Genomic DNA, 20,340 nt, shown 5'->3' with positions numbered 1-20,340 from the left:
GCGTTGATATTTAGCTATTCATATTCTGAAGCATTTTATTTCTTGAATTGCTCAAATAGTATAATAACATCAGAACAGTAAATAATACTATTTGTGCCATTAAAGTTTCGGTAGTGGGGTAAACGCCCAACCAATCAATTTTCAGGTAAACTGGAAAACCAGTAACTGAAAGCCAACCAGCTTCCTGAATGGCGTGAACTCCTTTTCCAAGCAAGATTATCGCAAGTAAGGTTATGACCCAAGATGAGTATCTAAAAAGTTGCCGTACAGGAATTCTTTTGGAGTATTTTACAAAAAGAAACGCAAGTAGCCCTATTAGTGCAAAAGCAGCAATTACACCCAAACCTATGGAAGAGCCATCACCAGTTTTGGTCTCTAAGCTAATCGCTTGTAAAAAAAGGATGGATTCGAAGGCTTCCCTAAATACCACCATAAAAGAAAATACGGCCAATCCCAACATTTTTTCCCCTCTTAATTGTTTGCCTATCTTTTTTTCTATAAAATCTTTCCACTTTTTTGAATGGGAATGATTATGCAGCCAAAACCCGACAAATGCCAACACTATGACCGCCATTAATGAAATCAACCCTTCCATAATCTCACGGTTCTTACCACTAATACCGATTATCCAATTAGACAGGAACCATCCTGCAATACCTATTAAAATGGCCATAATCCACCCTCCGTGTACATACGGGAGTGCTTTTTTTGTGCCAGAAGTTTTTATTAAAGCCAGGATCAGGGCAATGATAAGGAATGCTTCAAGCCCCTCACGCAACATAATTGATGCTGCCAAGAAAAAAGAAAGCCAATAGTTGAGCTTCCTATCCCTCATCAATTGGTCTGCACGGTCTATCATTGATAGCGCATCAGCGATTTCAGCTTGTACCGTGGAGATGCTTTTAGAGCTCTCTATAGCTTGTCTAACCGCCATCATTTGCTGCTCTAGTTGTGAGGTGAATTCTGGGTCGTTGGCTTTCAATCGTACTTCCACCGGTTCAATACCTTCGAGATATGCATTCAGGGCATTTTGACGTGCCGATTTTTTATTGCCCGCCTTATAATCTAACAGAACAGCGTTCAGGTAATTTCTGGCAACAACCAGACTATTGTCGGTCGAGGCCTTTTCGAGAGAAAAAATTCTTAGAGCTTTCAATTTTTTATAAGTAACGGAATCTTCGTAGCCCAACTTTTGAATCAATTCCTTATCGGATAGAGTAGCCACATCTTTTAAGGAAACTTCATTAGAGATTTTGTTAAATATTTCCTTTAGCCCAAGCGAATCTGCAGAAGAGGCATTAAACCTCAGGGATTTGATATAAAAGGAAAGATCCCATACTTCTTTATCGCTCAACATACCGAAACTTTGCATTGCAGTTCCTTCTACACCAAGTTTGATGGTGTTATAAGCCTGAAAGGGGGAAACCTCACGCATAAGGGTATCGATTAAGAAATTGGTAGGCGCCGGGTTTAGGCCCATAGCTAGTTTGCCCTGTCCATTACCGCTTGCTCCGTGACATTGAATGCAATTGGTCAGGAATAGTTTCTTTCCATTATCAATATTTGGCCAATTAGGTGGGCTAATTTCAAATTCCGTAAAGTTGATAATAGCCCACTTGACCTTTGAAGTGACCGCTTTTATTTTTTGATGGGAAACCTTGTTTAGCACATTTGCTCTCAAATCCATCAAACCGCTCTGTATCTGATCTGCCTGCGTTATGGAGAGCTCCAGATTTTGGCTTAATGAGAGAATGGTTTCGCTAAATTCTTTCATTTCAAGGTATTCACCTTCGTCAACTATAACACCATTTTTAACCGCTGCTGGATAATCTTTTGATAGATAATCCAATAAATGGATTATGGTCTGAATATTCGGGTCATCTTTGGCCGTGCCCGCATAGATATTAGAGCTTAAAAAGGCAATGAAGCTTATTAGAAAAATGCGCATATAACACTTGTGCTGTAACATAAAAAAATTATTATAAAAATCACTAATATTATTTAGACTAAATAAAAACAAAGATACACTTTAAAACAAATCCTTTCGAAAAAAGTGCGGTCAATAAATCAATACGGACTTACTTTATTAAGTAATCAACCATAAATAAGGAGAGTGTCTCGAAAAATGATGCATTTAATTTTTTAACCAAGTCACCAATTTTCAGATTTTATCCATACCCCAAATCTTTTATAAAGAAATGAAACAAGAGAAGGGCTGCGATAAAAATTCCAATTAGGGCCATAATTGCCCATAACTTATCTCTTTTGTTTATTTTACTCTTAAACCTTTTCTCCCTTCTTCTTCTGTTTAATGACATAATTTAATTCCCAGCATTCAAGACACTGTTCACCCAGCAATAGGGACAAACCCCTGAATAATGCAAACTTTCTATCCTTAAAAGGAATACAATATCATCTAAGGAAATCATTTAGTTAAACATTAAATTTCAATTCCCAACATTATTAGATGAATTAAAAGCCTTTAACTTTTATCCATTATTTCAATTTTATTTATTTATTCGAAAAAAGCAGGTAAAAAAAGTAGAAAATGGCATCGAAAAAATAAAGTATAAGTACTAAAGTAAAGATGCCGGCAAGTGCTAGGATGCCATACAGTTTGTCTTTCTTCGTTATGGTACTTTTTACAGTTCTTTCATCCTTTTATCTTTGTCTTCTCTTTCTACGGTTTTGAGACATTTTACTCCTTATTTGCTTATTCCAACTTTAAATTAGTCCCACTTCATTTTCTGTAATCGAATGGCATTGAGTATAGCAAGGAAGGCTACTCCCACATCTGCAAAAACTGCTTCCCACATTGTGGCCATACCCATTGCGCCCAAAATCATAACAATGATTTTTACACCAAAGGCCAAACCAATATTCTGCCATACAATGCGCCTTGTAGACCGACCTATTTTTATTGCCCTTGCAATTTTTGAAGGTTGGTCGGTCTGGATAATGACATCCGCCGTTTCAATGGCCACATCGCTGCCCAAACCACCCATTGCAATGCCTACATCACTTATCGCCAAAACCGGGGCATCGTTAATGCCATCACCTATAAAGGCAATCTTGCTGTCCGGGCGTTTTTTTAAAGTTTCCACTTCATCCAATTTATCTTCGGGTAAAAGCCCCCCTTTTGCCCAATCGATGTTCAACTCTTTTGCAACTTGTTGCGTTATAGAGTCCTTGTCGCCTGATAACATTATGATTTTCGAAATTCCTGCATCTCTAATTTGTTTAATGGCTAGATGTGCATCTTCCTTCAGTTCATCGGCGATGGTTACATAACCCGCAAATTTTCCATCAATGGCTACCATTACAATGGATTCAACAATAGCGTCCGTTTTTGATGGAACTTCAATACCATTTGAGGTCATCAAAGCTTTGTTGCCTACAAGTACTGTTTTTCCGTTGACCATCCCTTTCAATCCCTTTCCGGCTACTTCCGAAACATTGGTCGCCCCATAGTGCGAACCGTCCGCTTTATATTCCAATATCGCCTTCGCAATGGGATGTGTGGATTGTTCTTCCATCGCCATCAGGTACTTCATCATTTCGGCTTCGCTCAATGCCCCATTATTTACCACGGCATTTTTAATTTTAAAGACCCCGTGAGTTACGGTTCCGGTTTTGTCCATTACTACCGTATTCACTTGGGTCACCGCATCCAAGAAGGATGCACCCTTGAATAGAATACCGTTACGGGATGCGGCACCCAATCCACCGAAATAACCCAGGGGAATGGAAATGACCAATGCACAGGGGCAAGAAATTACCAAAAAAATCAAGGCTCGGTATAACCAATCCTGAAATACGTAACCGTCCACAAAAAAATAAGGTAAAAACGTTAAGCATACCGCTAAAAAAACTACGATAGGAGTATAGATGCGTGCAAATTTCCTTATAAACAGTTCGGTCTTTGATTTTCTTGCGGTAGCATTTTGTACCATATCCAGAATACGGGCTATGGAACTGTCCTTGAATTCCTTGGTGGTTTCAATTTCGATAACACCATCCAGATTGATGCTTCCCGCAAAGACTTTTTCGCCTTTTGCAATGGTGTCGGGTTTGCTTTCCCCCGTAATCGCTGCGGTATTGACCGATGCTTTTTCGGATAGCAATTTGCCATCTAAAGGAATCTTTTCACCTACGCGTACTTGTATTTTTTCTCCAATTTGAACGGTCTCGGGATTTACCGAAACATAATCGCCGTTCCGATAGACCATTGCCTCATTAGGGCGTACATCAAGCAATGCCTTTATGTTGCCCTTTGCTCGTTTTACAGCTGCGTTTTGGAAAAGTTCGCCCACGGCATAGAATAGCATTACGGCCACACCTTCCGGATATTCCCCAATGGCGAACGCCCCTAAGGTTGCGATGGACATCAGGAAGAACTCGGTAAAGAAATCACCGTCCTTGATACTTTCCCATCCCTCTTTTATAACAGGAAACCCCACGGGGATGTAGGCTACCGCATACCAAGCGATTCGTACCCAACCTTTAAAAAATGGAAAGGCGTCAAAATAATCAAAAGCAATGCCTGCAATCAGCATTACAAAACTGAAAATTGCAGGTAAATACGTTCTGAAATTACCGAGTTTTTCCAGATTGCTCTGATTGTGACCGTCATTGCGCTTGTGGTTATCGGATGAAGTTTTATTTAAATCTCTTAAATTCAGTTTCTTTTTTTTCATATATTTCATTCATAATTTTATTTAAATTCACAGTTATTCCAATGTCAACACCAATTGCGCAAACTGCACCTCTAGGGTCTCATCGATTCCCTCTATTAAGGAATCCAAACCAGTATTTGGAACCAAAACCTGCCCTCTCGCACTTATCAAACAAGAAGTGGTTGTTCCTTGGTCAAAATGGTTAAGGGTCGTTTTAAAGACTGATTGATAAGTTTTTTCTTTGTACGTAACCTTTACCAACCAATTAAAATTAATTGGGTCATGCCGTTTTGATAAAAAATCTTGTGATGGAATTGTGCCAGTAAACCGAAGTATTAAAGGGGCCTCCTGCTGTTGTAAAATGGCATTGATTTCAGGACTATCTGTTGAAAAAGTCTTAAGGTCGAGTACACCATTGACCACTTTGGAATCATAATCAAGATATAGGGCCAATTTATGGCTTTCTGCCTTGACGGGTTTATCATCAACCAAAGTCATCATCATTATATGACCTTCTTCAGTCGTATAAACTTTTTGGGCGTTTACCCTATAATAACCAACCAACAGGATTATTAAAAGACAATGTTTAACATTCATAATGTTCAGCTTTAATTGTATAATTAAAAAAAAGCAGCTTCTACTTTTGCTTTTAATGCTATTCATCATTTTGCCTTAAAAAAGCATCATAAAAGCTGCCTGCTATTAATTGGGGTTTCTATTTAATTTTTTTAGGATGCTTTTTTTAATATATCATCACTTTCTTTACTCATATACAATCCAATGTAGTACATTATAGTAATGCTTACTCCCATTAGTCCAAATAGAAAATTTTTCAAAATCTGTTCAGAATCTCCCATCTCAACTATTTGTTGAAAAGCTATCCTAAAAGTATTCCACCAACTTAATAAGCCTCCCGCGTTATCGTACATAAATAGGGAAATGGCCAAGGGTTGAATTAGCACAATAGATATTATAAACCCAAAAAAAAGAGCGACCCAAAATTTAATAGTAACCAATGTTTTATATTTTTGCCGAATCATTTTGTATTATATTCAATCCAATTTTTGGCCTCTTCCTTCTGGTCTAAATCAAAATATCTGATTTCCGCATTGGTAAATGGCTTCATAAATTGGGTTATCCAGTCCTGCCATTTCTTGTCGCCCACCATAGCAATCTTCTCATAATCCGTGGCGTGCGCCGTATCCATCTTTAAATCTTCCCAAAATCCCTTGATATCCCAACCATCAAAGTCTTTCATCTCAAAATACCAGCGTACTTTCATCCCTCGCTCCAATATGGCGTGAATGAGCGGATGTATTTTTTCAATATCTTTTGCATTTAATTTTCCCGTTGCTTTCGTAGCAATTAAGTTCTTCTTTGTAAGTTCCAATATTTGTAACATATTTTTTTAGTTTTAAATTTTTATCCTTCTATATCGTAGAACCATTCTTCAGCCATTACAATTGCTTTTTTGATGGCCTTTTCTTTTGAAAAGTCTTCCTTTTCGATTAATTCTTTCGCAATTTCCAATGCCTTTTCGCGCACCTTAGGGTTTAGACCGTCGAGGTCGGTTTTAAAATCTTCGAACATCCAATCCATAGCTTCATTTTAATGGTTAAACAGTTCTTTTTCTTTTTCAGGGTCTATTTCATCCTTTGACTTTTTGTCCAAAAAGTAATCCAATACAATGCCCACGATAATCGCACCTACGAACGCCGCATAAACCTGCCAATTAAATTGGATTATCAATGATAGACTTATAAGTATCGCCAAAATGGGCAAAATCGGCACTCGTCCTATAGCCAAAGGAACTTTAAATGGTCGTTCTTGCTCTGGTGCTTTAAACCGAAGCACGATAAGTGCGACATTTACGGCAACAAAAACAAGTAAAGCGCCTAAAGAAGACATACCCGCTACAATCTTAATATCCCCCAATAACAGAAACGCAGCGACCGCGGCCATTACAACGAGGGTGGTTACCCACGGTACTTTCTGTGCATTGGTTTTGGTCATAAACTTTGGAAGTTCTCCCACACTGGCCATTCCAAAAAGCAACCTACTTATGGATATGATACCACTAAAAGCAGCATTAGCCGTAGCAAAAAGTGCCGCAATAGCCAATACCACAGGCAACCAATTGTTGAGATTGGAAGCTGCAAGAGAAAGTGGCGAATCCACGTTTGCCAGTTCGGAGGGGTCGCTTATGTTGAGTACCGTAAAAGATATTAATAGGTATATAATTGTGGTAAATACCATTGTCAATAAAAATGCCCTCGGAATCGTCTTGCCTGGATTTTTTACCTCAGAACCTAATGCTGCCATATGTTCAAAACCCGTATAAACAAAGAATAAGGTAGCAGTCGCTGCCAAGGTGCCGGAAAAAGACTCCACTCTAAAAAAATCTGCCTTTGGTGGGCCCGTTTCTGAAAGTCCAACCGCAATAAGAATAAACAGGCCCAAAAGCTGAATACTGACCATAATGATATTAGCGGTAGATGATTTTTTGATGCCCATAATGCTTATCAACGAGAGCACAACCAAAACACCATAACTGACCAGTATGGAGGGCATACTAAAAAAGGTGTTGAAATACCCTGAAAATGCTAAAAGTACCGCGGCGACAGTGGCCGAACTGTGAAACGCAATCGTCCAACCCGTAAGAAAAGATGGTATGTCAATTTTCGGAAATGCCTTGCGTACAAAAATAAACTCCGCACCTGCATTGGGATAGGTAGAGGACAACTCTGCATAGGACATTGCCGAAACGCTGGCCGCAATTGCAGCGAAAATAAAACTCAACCAAAGGTCTGTGCCCGCTTGTCCAGCTGCGGCACCGATTACAGTATATATTCCTGCACCCACAATAGTGCCAACGCCATAAAAGGTAAGTCGAAGCGTACCCAAAGATTTTTTTAATTCTGCCATTTTATATGTATTTTATTTTCCATTCGATTATTTTAAATTTCTTTTTTCCATCTCTGCCTTTACGATGCCACGCTCAATAGCCTCTTCTTTTGAACAATTTTTATTCAAATAGAAATCCGTCGCATATTTTAATGCTAATGCTCTAATATTTTCATCCAGCACATTGAGCCTTTCTTGGTAATCACTGAACAGGTCATCCTTCATTTTAAAATAGTTTTAGAACAAAAAACACCATCGTCAATAGATAAATTATATACGCCGCATCGAACACGAATATCTGCCATCTGTTAAAACCGTGAAGTTCTTTGCTTTGATGAATAAATAGGGAATACAAAAGTGGCATAAGGCCCACGAATGCGAGATTGACCCAGAACAACTGGAAATCCTCGATAGGGGTGGTTACCAGTGCCAACGGGAAAAATGCCACCGTCATGGTAACAGCATTATCCGCAATCACGCTGGTGGTGCCCGCTGTTACCTCGCCACCCTTTACCACGCTCCAGGTCTTGAATATTTCGGGGGCGGTGGTCATTATACCCGTGATGAACAATCCGCCAACGATTTCAGAGATGCTTAGGGCCGAAACAATATTTTCAGTGGCCTTTACGATGAAAAAAGCTCCTACCGCTATCGCCATAGCTCCGGCAATCGATAACCAAATCTGTTTTTTGTCCCACTCCACTTTTTTTCCCTTTTCCCTGCCTTTTATGATGGCGTGGGCCAGAAAGGCGGCATAGGCCGCGAGCATAATCCAACCGTCAATGGGCTGAAGGCCACGCCAGGCTTTGGGAAGCGTTAATATAGCCACCAAACCGATAATTGCCAGATAGGGGATAGATAATACCGAAACAGAACGTTTGTTCAAGGATAGTACCTTATTATCTAGGTGTTTTTGATGCTCATCATTGTTCTTGAAACGCTTTCGCGAAGCGAAATAGGCTATGGTAACCATTAACGGAATGGAAATGATATTTGAGCCCAATAGGTTGCCCAGGCCAATATCCGAAACACCTCGTGCCGCACTGGTAATGTTTATGGCCACTTCGGGGCTCGCCGTTACAATAGCAAGAAAAGCGGCTCCTGCTGAAGCCGTCAGGCCCCATTGTTTGCGGAGCATCTTTAAAGGCGTCAGGAGTTGGTCCGCACCCCAGTGTGCCGCCCAAGCTGCCAACCCCAATACTACTACCCAAAGCCAGACGTTCATAACTAATCTATTTTTATAATTGTTCTGTTACCTTCAGTATATTTTCAACTTTTTCTTATCCGATATTTTCTGGTCTTTTCTTTGTTTGTTTTGAAAGATCAGGAGTAAAATAACCCCCGTGCTAATCCAAACATCTGCGGTATTGAATACAGGGTCGAAAAAAGTAAATTCATTGCCTCCCCATAATGGCAGCCATTCCGGAAGCCTTGTATCAATAATTGGAAAGAACCACATATCCACCACATTGCCATTTAAAAATCCAGCATAACCACCGCCTGATGGGAATATTTCTGCAATGTTCTGTAATGCCGGATCACTTTTTTCAAAAATCAGTCCGTAAAATGCACCGTCAATCAAATTACCCAATGCACCTGCGTATATAAATGCTGCACAGACTATAAAGACCTTTGCATATCCCTCGCGTATCATCTTTTTGATGTGAAAAGTCCCCCAAATAACGGCTACGAAACGAAATAGTATTAAAACAAATTTGGCCAGATATCCCTGCCCAAATTTAAAGCCCCAGGCCATTCCTGAATTTTCCAAAAAATGCAAGCGAAACCAATCCAGGCCAAATACGTAGTACTCCTCGCCATAATAAAAATGGGTCTTCACATAAATCTTTATGGCCTGGTCTATTACCAACAACAGTAAAATCAATAATGCTACATTTCGTTTATTCATAATCATCTTGTTGTTGTTACCTATACATATTGTGTATCACATATTTAATTATTTCGAAAGTTTCAATATCCTTATGGCGCCCCGCATCACAAACGTGAAAACGATTCCGCCAATTACCAAATCAGGCCATTTGCTATTCAGAAAATAGACCAAAACACCGGCCAGTATTACCCCTCCGTTTACGATGATATCATTTGAAGTAAAAATAGCACTGGCCTGCATATGCGCCTCCTTACTTTTGGCCTTGTTGATCAACCAAAGTGAAATGAGATTTCCTAGTAGGGCAAAAATGGAAACAATGATCATCCATTGAAATAATGGAGTTTCACTTTCACTGAAAAACCTTCTCAATACCTCCATAAACCCCAGTGTTGCCAAGGCCATCTGAAAATACCCGCTAAACTTTGCAACTTTCTTTTTTCTGGAAATGGCACCACCTACTGCAAATAAACTTAGCGCATATACTATCGAATCTGCCAGCATATCCAGTGAATCTGCAATAAGGCCCATAGAAGAAGAGATCCACCCCGTGGTCATTTCGATAACGAAAAAGCCAAAATTGATTCCCAAGACCCACCAAAGAATCTTTTTTTGTTTGGATTGGTCTTCCATTACAGGAGGTTCGGCTTCTTCGGTTCCCTGAAGTTTTTCATTGAACTTTAATTCTGCAATTGATGAATGTATCTCCTCGATCGTATCTATATGGTACACTTCCAACTTTCTGTTGGGGATATCAAAATCCAAGTATTTAACTTGGGTGTAAGTCTCTAATTTCATCCGGAGCATCTGCTCTTCCGAGGGACAGTCCATTTTAGTTATTATAAAAGTGCTTTTTTTCATTATGAGATGCTACTGGATTATTTAATTTAAAGCTTGATTACTTGGTATTTGAAATATTCAAGTTTGCTCCACTTTTGTTAAGATTTACTATTTTTAATTTTATCTTTAATATATGTCTCGGCTTCGCCTAGGGTAGTTATTTTGTCGGCTTCATCATCTGAGATGGTTATATTGAACTCATTTTCAAACTCCAGCATCAATTCCACCATATCCAAAATATCCGCCCCGAGGTCTTCCCTAAAATTTGCTTCTGGTCTCAACAAATTTGGATGTCTTCCAAATTTATTGGTCAGGAGCTTGTTGAACCTTATTTTAAAATCTTCCATCCGTTCTTCATTTATTTATTTATTTATGTGATTCTATATATCTTTCCAAAATTGACTTCAAGCTATCCAAATATTCCACGAACGAGCTGACGGAAAGCTCCCGTGTTTCGCAATCAGGGATTGTAATAGGGTTTTCATCGAGATATTGGTATAGTTCAGGGTAGTCTTGCTCAATTCTCAATGTCAATTCGTTAATTTCCTTGGTCAATTGCTGAAGCTTTTTCATCTCTTTTATTCTTTATTGTGCCAGTTATTGTAAATGTTAGATATGCAATGCCCTGCCTTCGGTAGCGGCCAGACAGGCCTCCTTAAAGGTCTCGGAAAAAGTGGGATGCCCGTGTGACATTCTTGCAATATCTTCGGCAGATGCCCTAAATTCCATCGCTACCACCGCTTCGGTATAACTATCTGCGATGCGAGGCCCTATCATATGCACCCCCAATATCTCATCGGTCCGCTTATCTGCGATTACCTTGATAAAACCATCGGTATCCATACTTATTTTTGCCCTTGCATTAGCCTTAAATGGGAAAGAGCCTGTTTTTATACTTCTATTGGCCTTTTTCAATTCTTCTTCCGTCAAGCCTACGCCGGCGACCTCGGGCTGGGTGTACACGATATTTGGGATGAGCGAATAATTAATGTGGGGCTTTTGGCCAACAATCGTTTCGGCTACAAAAACACCTTCTTCACTGGCTTTATGGGCAAGCATTGCCCCGCGGATTACATCTCCTATGGCATACACTCCCTTGACGTTGGTTTCGAGGTTCTCATCCACCGTTATCTGTCCTTTTTCATTGGTTTCCACTCCTATATTTTCAAGTCCTAAATTTGCGGTGTACGGTTTTCGGCCAATGGCCATAAGGCAGTAATCGCCATCTAAACTCATTTCTTTTTTATTGGAAAGGTTTTCTGCTTTCAACTCCACTTTGTTATCCGCTGCCGTTGCATCCGTCACCTTATGCTGTAGATAAAACTCAATTCCCTGTTTTCTTAGGGAACTGTGCAATTGATGTCCCAATGCGCCATCCATAGTGGCGATGAGGCTATCAAAATATTCTACTATAGAAACCTTTGAACCCAAGCGGGCGAATACGGAACCTATCTCAACACCGATAACGCCACCACCAACGACCATTAAATGCTTGGGGATTTCCCGTAGGGCAAGGGCTTCGGTAGAAGAGATAATCCTCTTTTTGTCGATTTTGATATTAGGTAGCGAAGCGGGTTTGGATCCGGTGGCAATAATGATTTTACCGGTTGCTATGGTTTCCGTTTTATCTTCGCCCTTAATTTCTATTGTATTTTTATCCTTGATGGTACCATGGCCTTCATAAACGGTAACTTTGTTCTTTTTCATCAGATAGTCAACTCCATTAATGATTTCCTGTACCACGTCCTGAACCCTTTGGTTCATTTTTATGATATCGACATTGGCCTCTTTTACGTTGATCCCAAATTTTTCGAATTGATGCTTGAGTTTGTAATAATGCTCAGAGGCTTCCAGCCAGGCTTTTGACGGAATACAGCCCACATTAAGACAGGTTCCGCCCAGGGTGCTATACCTTTCAATAATGGCCACTTTTAAACCTAATTGGGCACAACGGATTGCACCTACATAACCGCCCGGGCCAGATCCTATAATAGTTACATCAAATTTTTCCATATTCAAATATTTTTTTAAGTTAGAGAAGGTGGAAGATACCTGACCCTGACCATTGGGCGCAAGGGTTCAGGGATCTGGAACTCCCACCTTTTATTTTCCCCTGCATTTTTCACATATTCCTTTCAATACCACGTTCACATCGCTCACTTCATAATCGTCTGGCAAGCTTTCTTCCGATATTTTATTCGGTAGACAGATTGTTTCTCCACAATTGGTACAATGAAAATGCATATGTAAATCTGAGATGTTTTCATCAGAAAGTGCATATTTCACAACGGCTGTTCCATCATCAATCTGATGGACTATGTTTTTTTCCTCAAACAACTTCATCGTTCTATAAAACGTGGTTTTATTTGCTGTTTTGTTACTTTCACTTTTTTTGATAAAGACTTTTAGCATTTCGTTTAAACTGGCTGCATAGGTCTTTCTCTTGAGGTATTTGTAAATTTTCAACCGCATTACAGTAGGGCGTATCCCTTTGGTAAATAATATTTTTTCCGTTGTTGTCATAGCAAAACTCTTCAAAAATCGATTTTATAAAAGGCCGGCCAGTACTATGCCTGTTCACCTTTTATTCAATTTTAAAGTTGCGCATCATTCCCATATCTTCGTGTTCCAGATTATGGCAGTGGTATAAAAAGAGCCCTTTAAAGTCTTCAAAGCGCATAATTAGTTTAACACTCATATCTGGCATTAACAGAACCGTGTCTTGCCAACCCTCATCTATAAATCCATCCTTAACCGAATTCCAAATCCTGCTGTCCACTTTAGAAACGTCCCTTTCAAGAATATTAAATTGTAAATGATGAATATGAAAAGGGTGCGGCATTTGCATTCCCCCGCCCATCATTCCTCTGTCTCCTTCCATTTCTCCACGGTCTCGCATTCGACCTCTTTCTCCCATCATATTGCCATTGCCCATCATTCCACCACCACTATTTACGATTTCCCAAATTTCAGTTGTATCTAATTTTACCGTTTCTTCTTCGGTAACCCCCGTCATTTCCCAAGTTCGTCCGTTGATTGTCCATTGCATTCGCCTCATAAAGAAGCGGAACGTCCTTGGGGTGTTTCTATTAACGGCAGTGGCAGGATCAAGTTTATTGAATACTGCCAGTTTTTGTGGGAGCTCAAAGTTGTTGCTCCCTGCTTTATCGATGGAAATTTTCAATATTTCATACTCACTGCCCAGGGGAAGGTTATTTCGACCCCTGCCCATCATTCCACCCATCATCCCCATCATCCCGGGAGAGAACGACAAACTTTTCATAATCATTTGGGAGCCTTGAGGTTTGTTCCTTAAATCGAGCCAGACATCGATTCTTTCCGCAACGCCCAACATTATATAGGGTTTAGATTTAGGGCTATCCAGTAAACTCCCATCCTTGCCTATAATAACAAGGGGAGTGCCGTCTTCCCAGGCCAACTTATAAAAGCGCGAATTGGAACCGTTGAGAATACGCAATCGATAGACGCATCCGCTTTGAAGGGAAAGTTCCCCATCCGGATTTCCATTGACAAGGATACGGTTGCCCAAAAAGCCGTTCATCCTGTCCATACGTCCACGGTTTAGATATACCAACTGATTATTACCATCAAACTGGCGATCTTGCAGTACAACGGGAACATCATATTCGCCTGATGGCAATTTCAGCCTTTTTTCCTCATCGTCCGTAACTATAAAAAGCCCTGCTAGGCCGTTATAAACCTGTGGCCCGGTCCGTCCGTGCGGGTGTGGGTGGAACCAATAGGTGCCGGCACGGTTCATTATTTCAAATTCATACACATAGGTGTCACCGTTTCCTATCACATCTTTAGGATGGCCATCATCCTTTTCTGAAACGTGCATACCGTGCCAATGCACGATACTTTCCTCGGGTAATTGATTTTTGAAACGGATTCTTATTTTCTGCCCTTTCTTTACGCGAATTACAGGCCCTAAATAGCTCTCGCCCAATTTTTGGACTGCGGTTCCATCACCGGTCAGAACCTTTCCTTCAAACATCCAAACCTTGGTGGTATTTCCTTTGAACAATTGGACATTCGCCTCTTTGGCAATCAGATCCAAGTCCAAATCTGCTTGAAAATCGGGATCGACGGTATTTTCCTTTTCCGAAGCAAGCCCGTTACAAGAATTCAAAAGAGGCCAGGCAATAACAATAGTTGCCCCCAAGCTACCAAGCTTGATGAAGTTTCTTCTATCTATTTTATCCTTTTCCATAACTTTTCAATTTCCAATTAACAATTTGTCCAAAGAGTCAGGTTTATTAGATTAGTTCAAGTCACTGCTTTTCATTTTCATCATTCTCCTCCATTTTACACTGGCACGTTCCATCTTCATCTTTACACTCACATTCACACTTCATCCCTTTTTCTTTTTTCATTGTGGCCATTTTTTCCTTCATCTTTTTTGACATTGTAGTGTCCTTTTCCACCATCTTCATCATTTTCTCCATCATCATTTTTGACATCATAGAATCTTTCTTAACCATTTTTTCCATCATTTCCATTCTCATTTCGGGATCGTTGCCAATGGCCGTCATAATTTGTTCCCTTTTTTCAGGGTCCTTCAAAATTTTGTCTGTGTTTTGTGCATTGCTCTGAAAGCTTATCATCGAAGCCACCAAAATCATTAGAATACCTGCATTTTTAATTTGTTTCATAATATTTGTTTTTAATTCATGTTAATTTTTATTGGATTTCATTCTATTATATTTACAGCTTTTCAATAACCTTTTCTAGTTTATCCCTTACCTGAAAAGCTACTTCGTTCAATGCTTCATTCTCTACTGCACTCATAGAAGCTGCGGGGTCAACTGCAGAAACTTCTATTATTCCTTTTTCTCTTTCCTGAACAATAACATTGCAAGGAAGCATGGTGCCAATTTTATCTTCTGCTTGGAGTGCCTTATATGCAAAAGGAGGATTGCAAGCACCCAGGATTCTGTAATTATAGAAATCTACATCAAGCTTTTTCTTCAGCGTAGCTTTAATATCAATTTCCGTTAATATACCGAAACCTTCTTTTTTCAATTCTTCGGTAACTTTTTCGATGGCCTCATCGAAACTTACATTGGTCAATGTTTTTTCAAAATAGTAACTCATTTTCTTTTATTTTAATTATTAGTACGCCTTTTCATTTAGTGATAAATATTGTGTCATATCCTGGTTTGCTCCATACTATTGCTTTTATAATCGTTGTACAGGAAGCCCCATTGTTATCCAATCATGCATTCCTCCTCTGTAATATAAAATTCTATCGGCCGGAAAATCTGCATTCAAGAGGTTCTTTATAGCTGTTGACGATTGTGGGCATTGTGGGCCATTGCAAAAAAATATATTGGGATAGGTTTTATCCAACTCATCCATTCTTCCAGCCAACTCATCATAGGGAATACTTTTTGAACCCGGAATACTTACCCCATCGGTAGTACTTGCTTTTCGTATATCAATAATGGATAGGTTCATTTTTTGGTGATGGTACACTTCCTGTTCCCCAATTGTGACTACATTTTGTGCAGCCTGCATTGGCTGAATACTGCCCCATGTTGTATCAACCTCCACTAACCCAGATTCTGAGCCTATGCCTTTTGGAACCATAAAATTTTTAGCTCTTTTCGGAGTCCTGATTTTTGATATGTCCTTGTCCCTTATTTTTAGTTCGTTTATTATATCTAATATTTCCTTCGTCTCTATCGATTCCACTTTCCCATCTACAATTAATAAAGGCGAATGCTTTACGTGATATTTTTCAAGTAATTCGGGATGCTCCTCAAAATAAGCTACTTTGTAGGGTAACCAGGCATTTTGAAGTTCATGTTCAAGTAAAGTCCGGTGAGGACAATTTTTAGTTACTGCTATTAAAATTTCCATAAAAAGTTTTTTAATAATTAATTTTAGTTTTAAAAAATATTATATTTCATAAGAGCATCAACTACTTTTCCAATGCTCTTTTTCTTTCTTCAAACTCTTCTTTAGAAATATCGCCTGCGGCATACTTTCGCCTTAAAATTTCCAAGGAGGAATCTTTCCCTTTCCTGGCAATTATATTATTAGGGCGAAAAATCAGGAAAATAAGAATCAGAACCAGGACAACCCAAAAGAGCCATCAGAACCCGTGCATTCCAAAAAAATGCCAATCATTATTACATTCGTACCACATAATTTTACAATTTTGGTTATTTAATATTTTATGTTTTAAACTGAATTTATTATTTGCTAATTACTTAATTTTCAACCCACTCTTTTGCCACTCCGACCCCATCATTAATCTGATGAATTAGCCCTTTATCCTCAAAAATCTTTAGGTTGCGATAAAAGGTCGTTCTGTTTGCTGTTTTATTTCTTTCACTTTTTTCATAAAGACTTTTTGCATTTCCTTTAAGGTTACGGCATAGGTCTTCCTCTTGAGGTATTTGTAAATTTTCAACCTCATTTCAGTAGGGCGTATCCCTTTGGTAAATAATATTTTTTCCGTATTTGTCATTTAATATTCTTTCAAAAAACCAGGTTCTTCTATGTCCCAATTTTTCTAATCTTTTTTATAAGCCAAAAGGCGCAGCGCATTGGCCACGACTACCAAGGTAGACCCCTCGTGAAACGCAACGGCAACCCCTATGTTTACCCAGCTCAAAATGGTGGCCGGTATAAGCAGTGCCACAACACCAAGGCTTACCCAAAGGTTCTGCTTGATAATGGCCTTTGCTTTCCTACTTAAGCCAATAGCAAAAGGCAAGGTTTCCAACTTGTCGGCCATTAGGGCAACATCCGCCGTTTCCAAGGCCACATCGCTTCCGGCCGCTCCCATTGCTATGCCCACGGTACTGTTTGCCATTGCGGGCGCATCGTTTACGCCATCGCCCACCATTGCGACTTTGGATTCCTGTTCTTTTAATTTTTTGATGGCATCCACTTTTTCTTCCGGCAACAAACTCCCCCAGGCATCGGTCAACCCAATTTCTTTCGCCACGGCATCGGCAACTTTTTGATTATCCCCAGTTAGCATTATCATCCGTTTGATGCCGATTTCCTTTAATTTTTTCAATGTTTCTTTGGCTGCTTCCCGTGGGGTGTCCATCAGGGCAATGATTCCTATATATTCTTTATTCTTTCTTATAAGCATGGTTGTATTCCCACCACCTTCAAGTTCCCTTACCTTTCCTGTTATATCTTGAGAAGGTTTGTCATCATCAAGTTCATCGTACAAATTGAGGTTTCCTACATAAATTTGATCTTTTTCTAAGGATGCCTTTATTCCTTTTCCCAAAACAGCTTCTAAATTGGAAGCTTCGGGTATTTCCTTTCCTTCCAGGATCTTTTTTCCATCACGAACCACTGCTTTTGCAAGGGGATGGTCACTTAGATTTTCCACTGCAACAGCTATTTTTAAAAGGTCTTCTTCTATCATATTTCCTAAAGCAACTATCTGAGTGAGTTTGGGTTTACCTTCAGTTAGTGTCCCGGTTTTATCAAAAGCCAAAGCCGTAATGACGCCCAAATCCTCAAGCGGTCGCCCCCCTTTTATAAGTACACCGCCCCGTGCCGCCCGTGCCACACCGCTTAATACGGCACTTGGTGTTGAAATGGCCAGTGCACAGGGACTTGCAGCTACCAATACCGCCATAGCCCTATAAAAACTGGCACTAAACGGTTCATCAATGACCAGAAAGGCAAAGAGCAGGATACCAACCAGTATCAGTACGGATGGCACAAAATATCTTTCAAATTTATCGGTAAGCAACTGGGTGGGCGATTTTTGGGTCTGAGCCTCATTCACCAATTTTACCAATCTGGACAGTGTAGAATCCTTCGCCTCTTTGATTACCTTAATTTCAAGCGTATTGTTGCCGTTAATAGTTCCAGCAAACACGCGGTTTTCGTCCTTTATTTCATCATCCTCTGAATAGTCCTTGGCAGTATCTTCCACGGGAAGTTTGTCCACGGGTACACTTTCCCCGGTAATAGGTGCCTGGTTGACGCTGCTTTTTCCGTTGACCACAACACCATCGGCAGATATTTTACTGTTTGGCTTGACCACGATGATATCGCCAATGCCCAATTTTTCAATCCCGACTTCTTCTGTCTTGCCATCTTTTTTAAGCAAGGCTGTTTTTGGCGCAAGGTCTGCAAGCGCGGCGATGCTTTTTCTTGCCTTGTTCATTGCGTAATGTTCCAGGGCGTGCCCGAGGCTAAATAGGAACAGCAAGAGTGCACCTTCTGCCCATTCTCCCAGAATGGCGGCACCAATGGCAGCGACCAGCATCAAAAAGTCAATTTCAAAACCACCTTTGACAACGGTCTCTATGGCTTCTTTCGCTGTAAAGTAACCTCCAAAAAAGTAGGCGCCGATGTATAGGGATAGGCTCACCCAATCCGGGATGGATTCCACGTAGGAAAGGCCAAAACCAATGCCCAGAAGCGTACCGCAAATGATAGCAAAAATAAGTTCGGTGTTTTTTCCAAAAACACCACCGTGGGCGTGGGAATGTTCTTCCCCGGCCCCGTGGCTTTCACCTTCCTTATGATTCTGGACTTCGTTATCTTTATGCTTTTGTTCTTCTTTGCCCTTTGCCTTTTTTTTATTTAAATTTTCAGGATTCTTTTCCGCAGGTGCAAAACCATTTTCATCGGCAGAGGAGCTTTTATTGACTTTTAGGTTTTCCTTTTCGAGCTTTGCGCTTATCCCTTCAAAACTGGTCTCACGCTTGTCATATTCCAGACGGATCATTCCCCCGGCATTGGCAGAAGCTTCCAATACCCCATCAATGTCAAGCAGTTTTTTTTCCACCAGGCGGGCGTGGCGGGTATGCCTTATTCCATTGACCTCTATGAGCAAATGGCCATATTTCTCGGTAATTTCCGCCCCGGTACGTTCAGCCAGGTGCTGGATGCGGTCAATGGAGATGATATCCGGATCATAGTGAAAACAGAGTAGCGGCACACCGTCCATTTTTTTATCGGATACGTGCACATTGTCAATACCTTCACGGCCATTTAGTTTATTGATGAGCCTGTTGACGCAGGCATCTTTTTCGTCCGGTGCCTGTGGAAGGATTACGGGAATGTGGATTTTTAGTTTTTTCATTTTATAAAATTTTAAAGTTGACCCTTTACAGTATATAATATTCGCTCGGTTTTTCTTTGATTGGAATATCTTTATTCCCTATCATTTGTTTGAGATTTATTTCAATAGTTGTGGCCAAATCGGTTACAGGGGTATCCATAGGTTGGTTTTCAAAAGGATCCTGCATCAAAATGGATGTTTTTTCAATGGCAACAAAGATGATCGGGATAAAAAAGGTAATAGCAATTTCAACAGCCACGTTCTTATCATCCAGGCCAAATGGCAGCATTGTGGCGAACACATAGATTATAAGATGTATCAATAAGCTATGTGCTTTGGGGAAGACCGTGTTTTTTATACGTTCGCACTTACCCATTGAATCACAAAGTCTAGCTATCGTGCTATCTAGTTGAATCTGCTGAAACTCGTTCACTATTCTTTCATTTCTTGCATCGGTCAATGCCTGTGAATGTTTCAGAAGAATTGCATTGGGGACATTTTGGTCAGAGATATCTTCAAATTTCATGTAACCGGCCACATTGGGCGAAAACGGAAGGTTTCTTAAAGATTCACCCAATGCATAGCACCAGATTATTTGACGGTTTACCGTTTCTTTTACATTATGTAAATATTGCTCATCTACCTTGTCATAAAAGGAAATGGTCTGCCTGATTAGTGTACGGGAATCATTGACAATGGCACCCCATATAATACGGGCTTCCCACCAGCGCTCATAGGCTTGATTAGTACGAAAACCCAACAATAATGCTACAGCGGTGCCAAAAACCCCGGTTAATGCAATGGGGATCGAGATTTTTGCTAAAAAGCCATATTGGTCCATATAACCCACGAGAATTGCGTAGCTACCTAAAAATAATACATCATATTTTATGGTATTGAGGAAGTGGAAAATTGAAATACGTTTGTTCAGTAGCATTTTTATTGTTTAAAAGGTT

Annotated in this window: 22 protein-coding genes; all 22 read right to left on the bottom strand. The window is 40.0% G+C overall.

Going from position 1 to position 20,340, the window contains the following annotated elements; translation table 11 throughout:
* Positions 1-10: 10 nt before the first annotated feature.
* Positions 11-1,969 carry an FTR1 family protein gene (locus tag JM83_RS19000; protein ID WP_144963640.1) on the bottom strand — a complete coding sequence of 653 codons (1,959 nt, stop codon included), beginning with the start codon at positions 1,967-1,969 and terminating at the stop codon, positions 11-13.
* A 760-nt stretch (positions 1,970-2,729) separates the two neighbouring features.
* Entirely contained in the window at positions 2,730-4,697 is a 1,968-nt protein-coding gene (locus JM83_RS18995; protein ID WP_144963639.1) for a heavy metal translocating P-type ATPase, read from the bottom strand.
* Between the two features lie 33 nt (positions 4,698-4,730).
* Positions 4,731-5,273, bottom strand: coding sequence for a hypothetical protein (locus JM83_RS18990; RefSeq protein WP_144963638.1), 543 nt, complete (start codon positions 5,271-5,273; stop codon positions 4,731-4,733).
* A gap of 131 nt (positions 5,274-5,404) precedes the next feature.
* Positions 5,405-5,716, bottom strand: a complete 312-nt coding sequence (locus JM83_RS18985; protein WP_144963637.1) for a hypothetical protein — start codon at positions 5,714-5,716, stop codon at positions 5,405-5,407.
* Positions 5,713-6,078 carry an STAS/SEC14 domain-containing protein gene (locus tag JM83_RS18980; RefSeq protein WP_144963636.1) on the bottom strand — a complete coding sequence of 122 codons (366 nt, stop codon included), beginning with the start codon at positions 6,076-6,078 and terminating at the stop codon, positions 5,713-5,715. Before JM83_RS18980 ends, JM83_RS18985 begins: the two co-directional genes overlap by 4 nt.
* Positions 6,079-6,098: 20 nt before the next feature.
* Positions 6,099-6,275, bottom strand: coding sequence for a hypothetical protein (locus tag JM83_RS19260; RefSeq protein ID WP_186435048.1), 177 nt, complete (start codon positions 6,273-6,275; stop codon positions 6,099-6,101).
* A 9-nt stretch (positions 6,276-6,284) separates the two neighbouring features.
* Positions 6,285-7,601, bottom strand: coding sequence for an APC family permease (locus JM83_RS18975; RefSeq protein ID WP_144963635.1), 1,317 nt, complete (start codon positions 7,599-7,601; stop codon positions 6,285-6,287).
* Positions 7,602-7,628: 27 nt separating this feature from the next.
* Positions 7,629-7,805: a hypothetical protein gene (locus tag JM83_RS19255; RefSeq protein ID WP_186435047.1), complete on the bottom strand. Its 177-nt coding sequence runs from the start codon at positions 7,803-7,805 to the stop codon at positions 7,629-7,631.
* Between the two features lies 1 nt (position 7,806).
* Positions 7,807-8,805, bottom strand: coding sequence for a sodium:calcium antiporter (locus JM83_RS18970; RefSeq protein WP_144963634.1), 999 nt, complete (start codon positions 8,803-8,805; stop codon positions 7,807-7,809).
* A gap of 33 nt (positions 8,806-8,838) precedes the next feature.
* Positions 8,839-9,489 carry a lipoprotein signal peptidase gene (locus JM83_RS18965; protein WP_144963633.1) on the bottom strand — a complete coding sequence of 217 codons (651 nt, stop codon included), beginning with the start codon at positions 9,487-9,489 and terminating at the stop codon, positions 8,839-8,841.
* Between the two features lie 48 nt (positions 9,490-9,537).
* Positions 9,538-10,329, bottom strand: coding sequence for a cation transporter (locus tag JM83_RS18960; RefSeq protein WP_186435046.1), 792 nt, complete (start codon positions 10,327-10,329; stop codon positions 9,538-9,540).
* Positions 10,330-10,406: 77 nt separating this feature from the next.
* Positions 10,407-10,655: an acyl carrier protein gene (gene acpP / locus JM83_RS18955; RefSeq protein WP_144963632.1), complete on the bottom strand. Its 249-nt coding sequence runs from the start codon at positions 10,653-10,655 to the stop codon at positions 10,407-10,409.
* A gap of 262 nt (positions 10,656-10,917) precedes the next feature.
* Positions 10,918-12,321 (bottom strand): dihydrolipoyl dehydrogenase, encoded by a 1,404-nt coding sequence (gene lpdA / locus JM83_RS18945; protein WP_144963630.1) that lies wholly within the window; start codon positions 12,319-12,321, stop codon positions 10,918-10,920.
* Between the two features lie 90 nt (positions 12,322-12,411).
* Positions 12,412-12,831 (bottom strand): Fur family transcriptional regulator, encoded by a 420-nt coding sequence (locus JM83_RS18940; protein ID WP_144963629.1) that lies wholly within the window; start codon positions 12,829-12,831, stop codon positions 12,412-12,414.
* Positions 12,832-12,892: 61 nt separating this feature from the next.
* Positions 12,893-14,542, bottom strand: a complete 1,650-nt coding sequence (locus JM83_RS18935; RefSeq protein WP_144963628.1) for a multicopper oxidase family protein — start codon at positions 14,540-14,542, stop codon at positions 12,893-12,895.
* Positions 14,543-14,603: 61 nt separating this feature from the next.
* Positions 14,604-14,984, bottom strand: coding sequence for a hypothetical protein (locus JM83_RS18930; protein ID WP_144963627.1), 381 nt, complete (start codon positions 14,982-14,984; stop codon positions 14,604-14,606).
* Positions 14,985-15,036: 52 nt separating this feature from the next.
* Positions 15,037-15,426, bottom strand: a complete 390-nt coding sequence (locus tag JM83_RS18925; RefSeq protein ID WP_144963626.1) for a DUF302 domain-containing protein — start codon at positions 15,424-15,426, stop codon at positions 15,037-15,039.
* 84 nt (positions 15,427-15,510) lie between these two features.
* On the bottom strand, positions 15,511-16,194 hold the full coding sequence (locus tag JM83_RS18920; protein WP_144963625.1) for a rhodanese-like domain-containing protein: 684 nt from the start codon (positions 16,192-16,194) through the stop codon (positions 15,511-15,513).
* A 61-nt stretch (positions 16,195-16,255) separates the two neighbouring features.
* Positions 16,256-16,339: an SHOCT domain-containing protein gene (locus JM83_RS19825; RefSeq protein ID WP_409994711.1), complete on the bottom strand. Its 84-nt coding sequence runs from the start codon at positions 16,337-16,339 to the stop codon at positions 16,256-16,258.
* 285 nt (positions 16,340-16,624) lie between these two features.
* On the bottom strand, positions 16,625-16,807 hold the full coding sequence (locus JM83_RS18910) for a hypothetical protein (RefSeq protein WP_261376875.1): 183 nt from the start codon (positions 16,805-16,807) through the stop codon (positions 16,625-16,627).
* Positions 16,808-16,852: 45 nt separating this feature from the next.
* Positions 16,853-19,405, bottom strand: coding sequence for a heavy metal translocating P-type ATPase (locus tag JM83_RS18905; RefSeq protein WP_144963624.1), 2,553 nt, complete (start codon positions 19,403-19,405; stop codon positions 16,853-16,855).
* Positions 19,406-19,430: 25 nt separating this feature from the next.
* Positions 19,431-20,321, bottom strand: coding sequence for a bestrophin family protein (locus tag JM83_RS18900; protein ID WP_144963623.1), 891 nt, complete (start codon positions 20,319-20,321; stop codon positions 19,431-19,433).
* Between the last annotated feature and the right edge of the window lie 19 nt (positions 20,322-20,340).

This window comes from Gillisia sp. Hel_I_86, from assembly GCF_007827275.1.
Lineage (GTDB): Bacteria > Bacteroidota > Bacteroidia > Flavobacteriales > Flavobacteriaceae > Gillisia.
The sequence above is the reverse complement of the archived record's forward strand: the minus strand, read 5'-3'. Positions and strand labels throughout refer to the sequence as shown.

Excerpts from the sequence above, each read along its gene's own strand:
- JM83_RS19000 (WP_144963640.1), bottom strand. The coding sequence starts at position 1,969 with ATGTTACAGCACAAGTGTTATATGCGCATTTTTCTAATAAGCTTCATT.
- JM83_RS18995 (WP_144963639.1), bottom strand. The coding sequence starts at position 4,697 with ATGAAAAAAAAGAAACTGAATTTAAGAGATTTAAATAAAACTTCATCC.
- JM83_RS18990 (WP_144963638.1), bottom strand. The coding sequence starts at position 5,273 with ATGAATGTTAAACATTGTCTTTTAATAATCCTGTTGGTTGGTTATTAT.
- JM83_RS18985 (WP_144963637.1), bottom strand. The coding sequence starts at position 5,716 with ATGATTCGGCAAAAATATAAAACATTGGTTACTATTAAATTTTGGGTC.
- JM83_RS18980 (WP_144963636.1), bottom strand. The coding sequence starts at position 6,078 with ATGTTACAAATATTGGAACTTACAAAGAAGAACTTAATTGCTACGAAA.
- JM83_RS19260 (WP_186435048.1), bottom strand. The coding sequence starts at position 6,275 with ATGGATTGGATGTTCGAAGATTTTAAAACCGACCTCGACGGTCTAAAC.
- JM83_RS18975 (WP_144963635.1), bottom strand. The coding sequence starts at position 7,601 with ATGGCAGAATTAAAAAAATCTTTGGGTACGCTTCGACTTACCTTTTAT.
- JM83_RS19255 (WP_186435047.1), bottom strand. The coding sequence starts at position 7,805 with ATGAAGGATGACCTGTTCAGTGATTACCAAGAAAGGCTCAATGTGCTG.
- JM83_RS18970 (WP_144963634.1), bottom strand. The coding sequence starts at position 8,805 with ATGAACGTCTGGCTTTGGGTAGTAGTATTGGGGTTGGCAGCTTGGGCG.
- JM83_RS18965 (WP_144963633.1), bottom strand. The coding sequence starts at position 9,489 with ATGAATAAACGAAATGTAGCATTATTGATTTTACTGTTGTTGGTAATA.
- JM83_RS18960 (WP_186435046.1), bottom strand. The coding sequence starts at position 10,329 with ATGAAAAAAAGCACTTTTATAATAACTAAAATGGACTGTCCCTCGGAA.
- acpP (WP_144963632.1), bottom strand. The coding sequence starts at position 10,655 with ATGGAAGATTTTAAAATAAGGTTCAACAAGCTCCTGACCAATAAATTT.
- lpdA (WP_144963630.1), bottom strand. The coding sequence starts at position 12,321 with ATGGAAAAATTTGATGTAACTATTATAGGATCTGGCCCGGGCGGTTAT.
- JM83_RS18940 (WP_144963629.1), bottom strand. The coding sequence starts at position 12,831 with ATGACAACAACGGAAAAAATATTATTTACCAAAGGGATACGCCCTACT.
- JM83_RS18935 (WP_144963628.1), bottom strand. The coding sequence starts at position 14,542 with ATGGAAAAGGATAAAATAGATAGAAGAAACTTCATCAAGCTTGGTAGC.
- JM83_RS18930 (WP_144963627.1), bottom strand. The coding sequence starts at position 14,984 with ATGAAACAAATTAAAAATGCAGGTATTCTAATGATTTTGGTGGCTTCG.
- JM83_RS18925 (WP_144963626.1), bottom strand. The coding sequence starts at position 15,426 with ATGAGTTACTATTTTGAAAAAACATTGACCAATGTAAGTTTCGATGAG.
- JM83_RS18920 (WP_144963625.1), bottom strand. The coding sequence starts at position 16,194 with ATGGAAATTTTAATAGCAGTAACTAAAAATTGTCCTCACCGGACTTTA.
- JM83_RS18910 (WP_261376875.1), bottom strand. The coding sequence starts at position 16,807 with ATGACAAATACGGAAAAAATATTATTTACCAAAGGGATACGCCCTACT.
- JM83_RS18905 (WP_144963624.1), bottom strand. The coding sequence starts at position 19,405 with ATGAAAAAACTAAAAATCCACATTCCCGTAATCCTTCCACAGGCACCG.
- JM83_RS18900 (WP_144963623.1), bottom strand. The coding sequence starts at position 20,321 with ATGCTACTGAACAAACGTATTTCAATTTTCCACTTCCTCAATACCATA.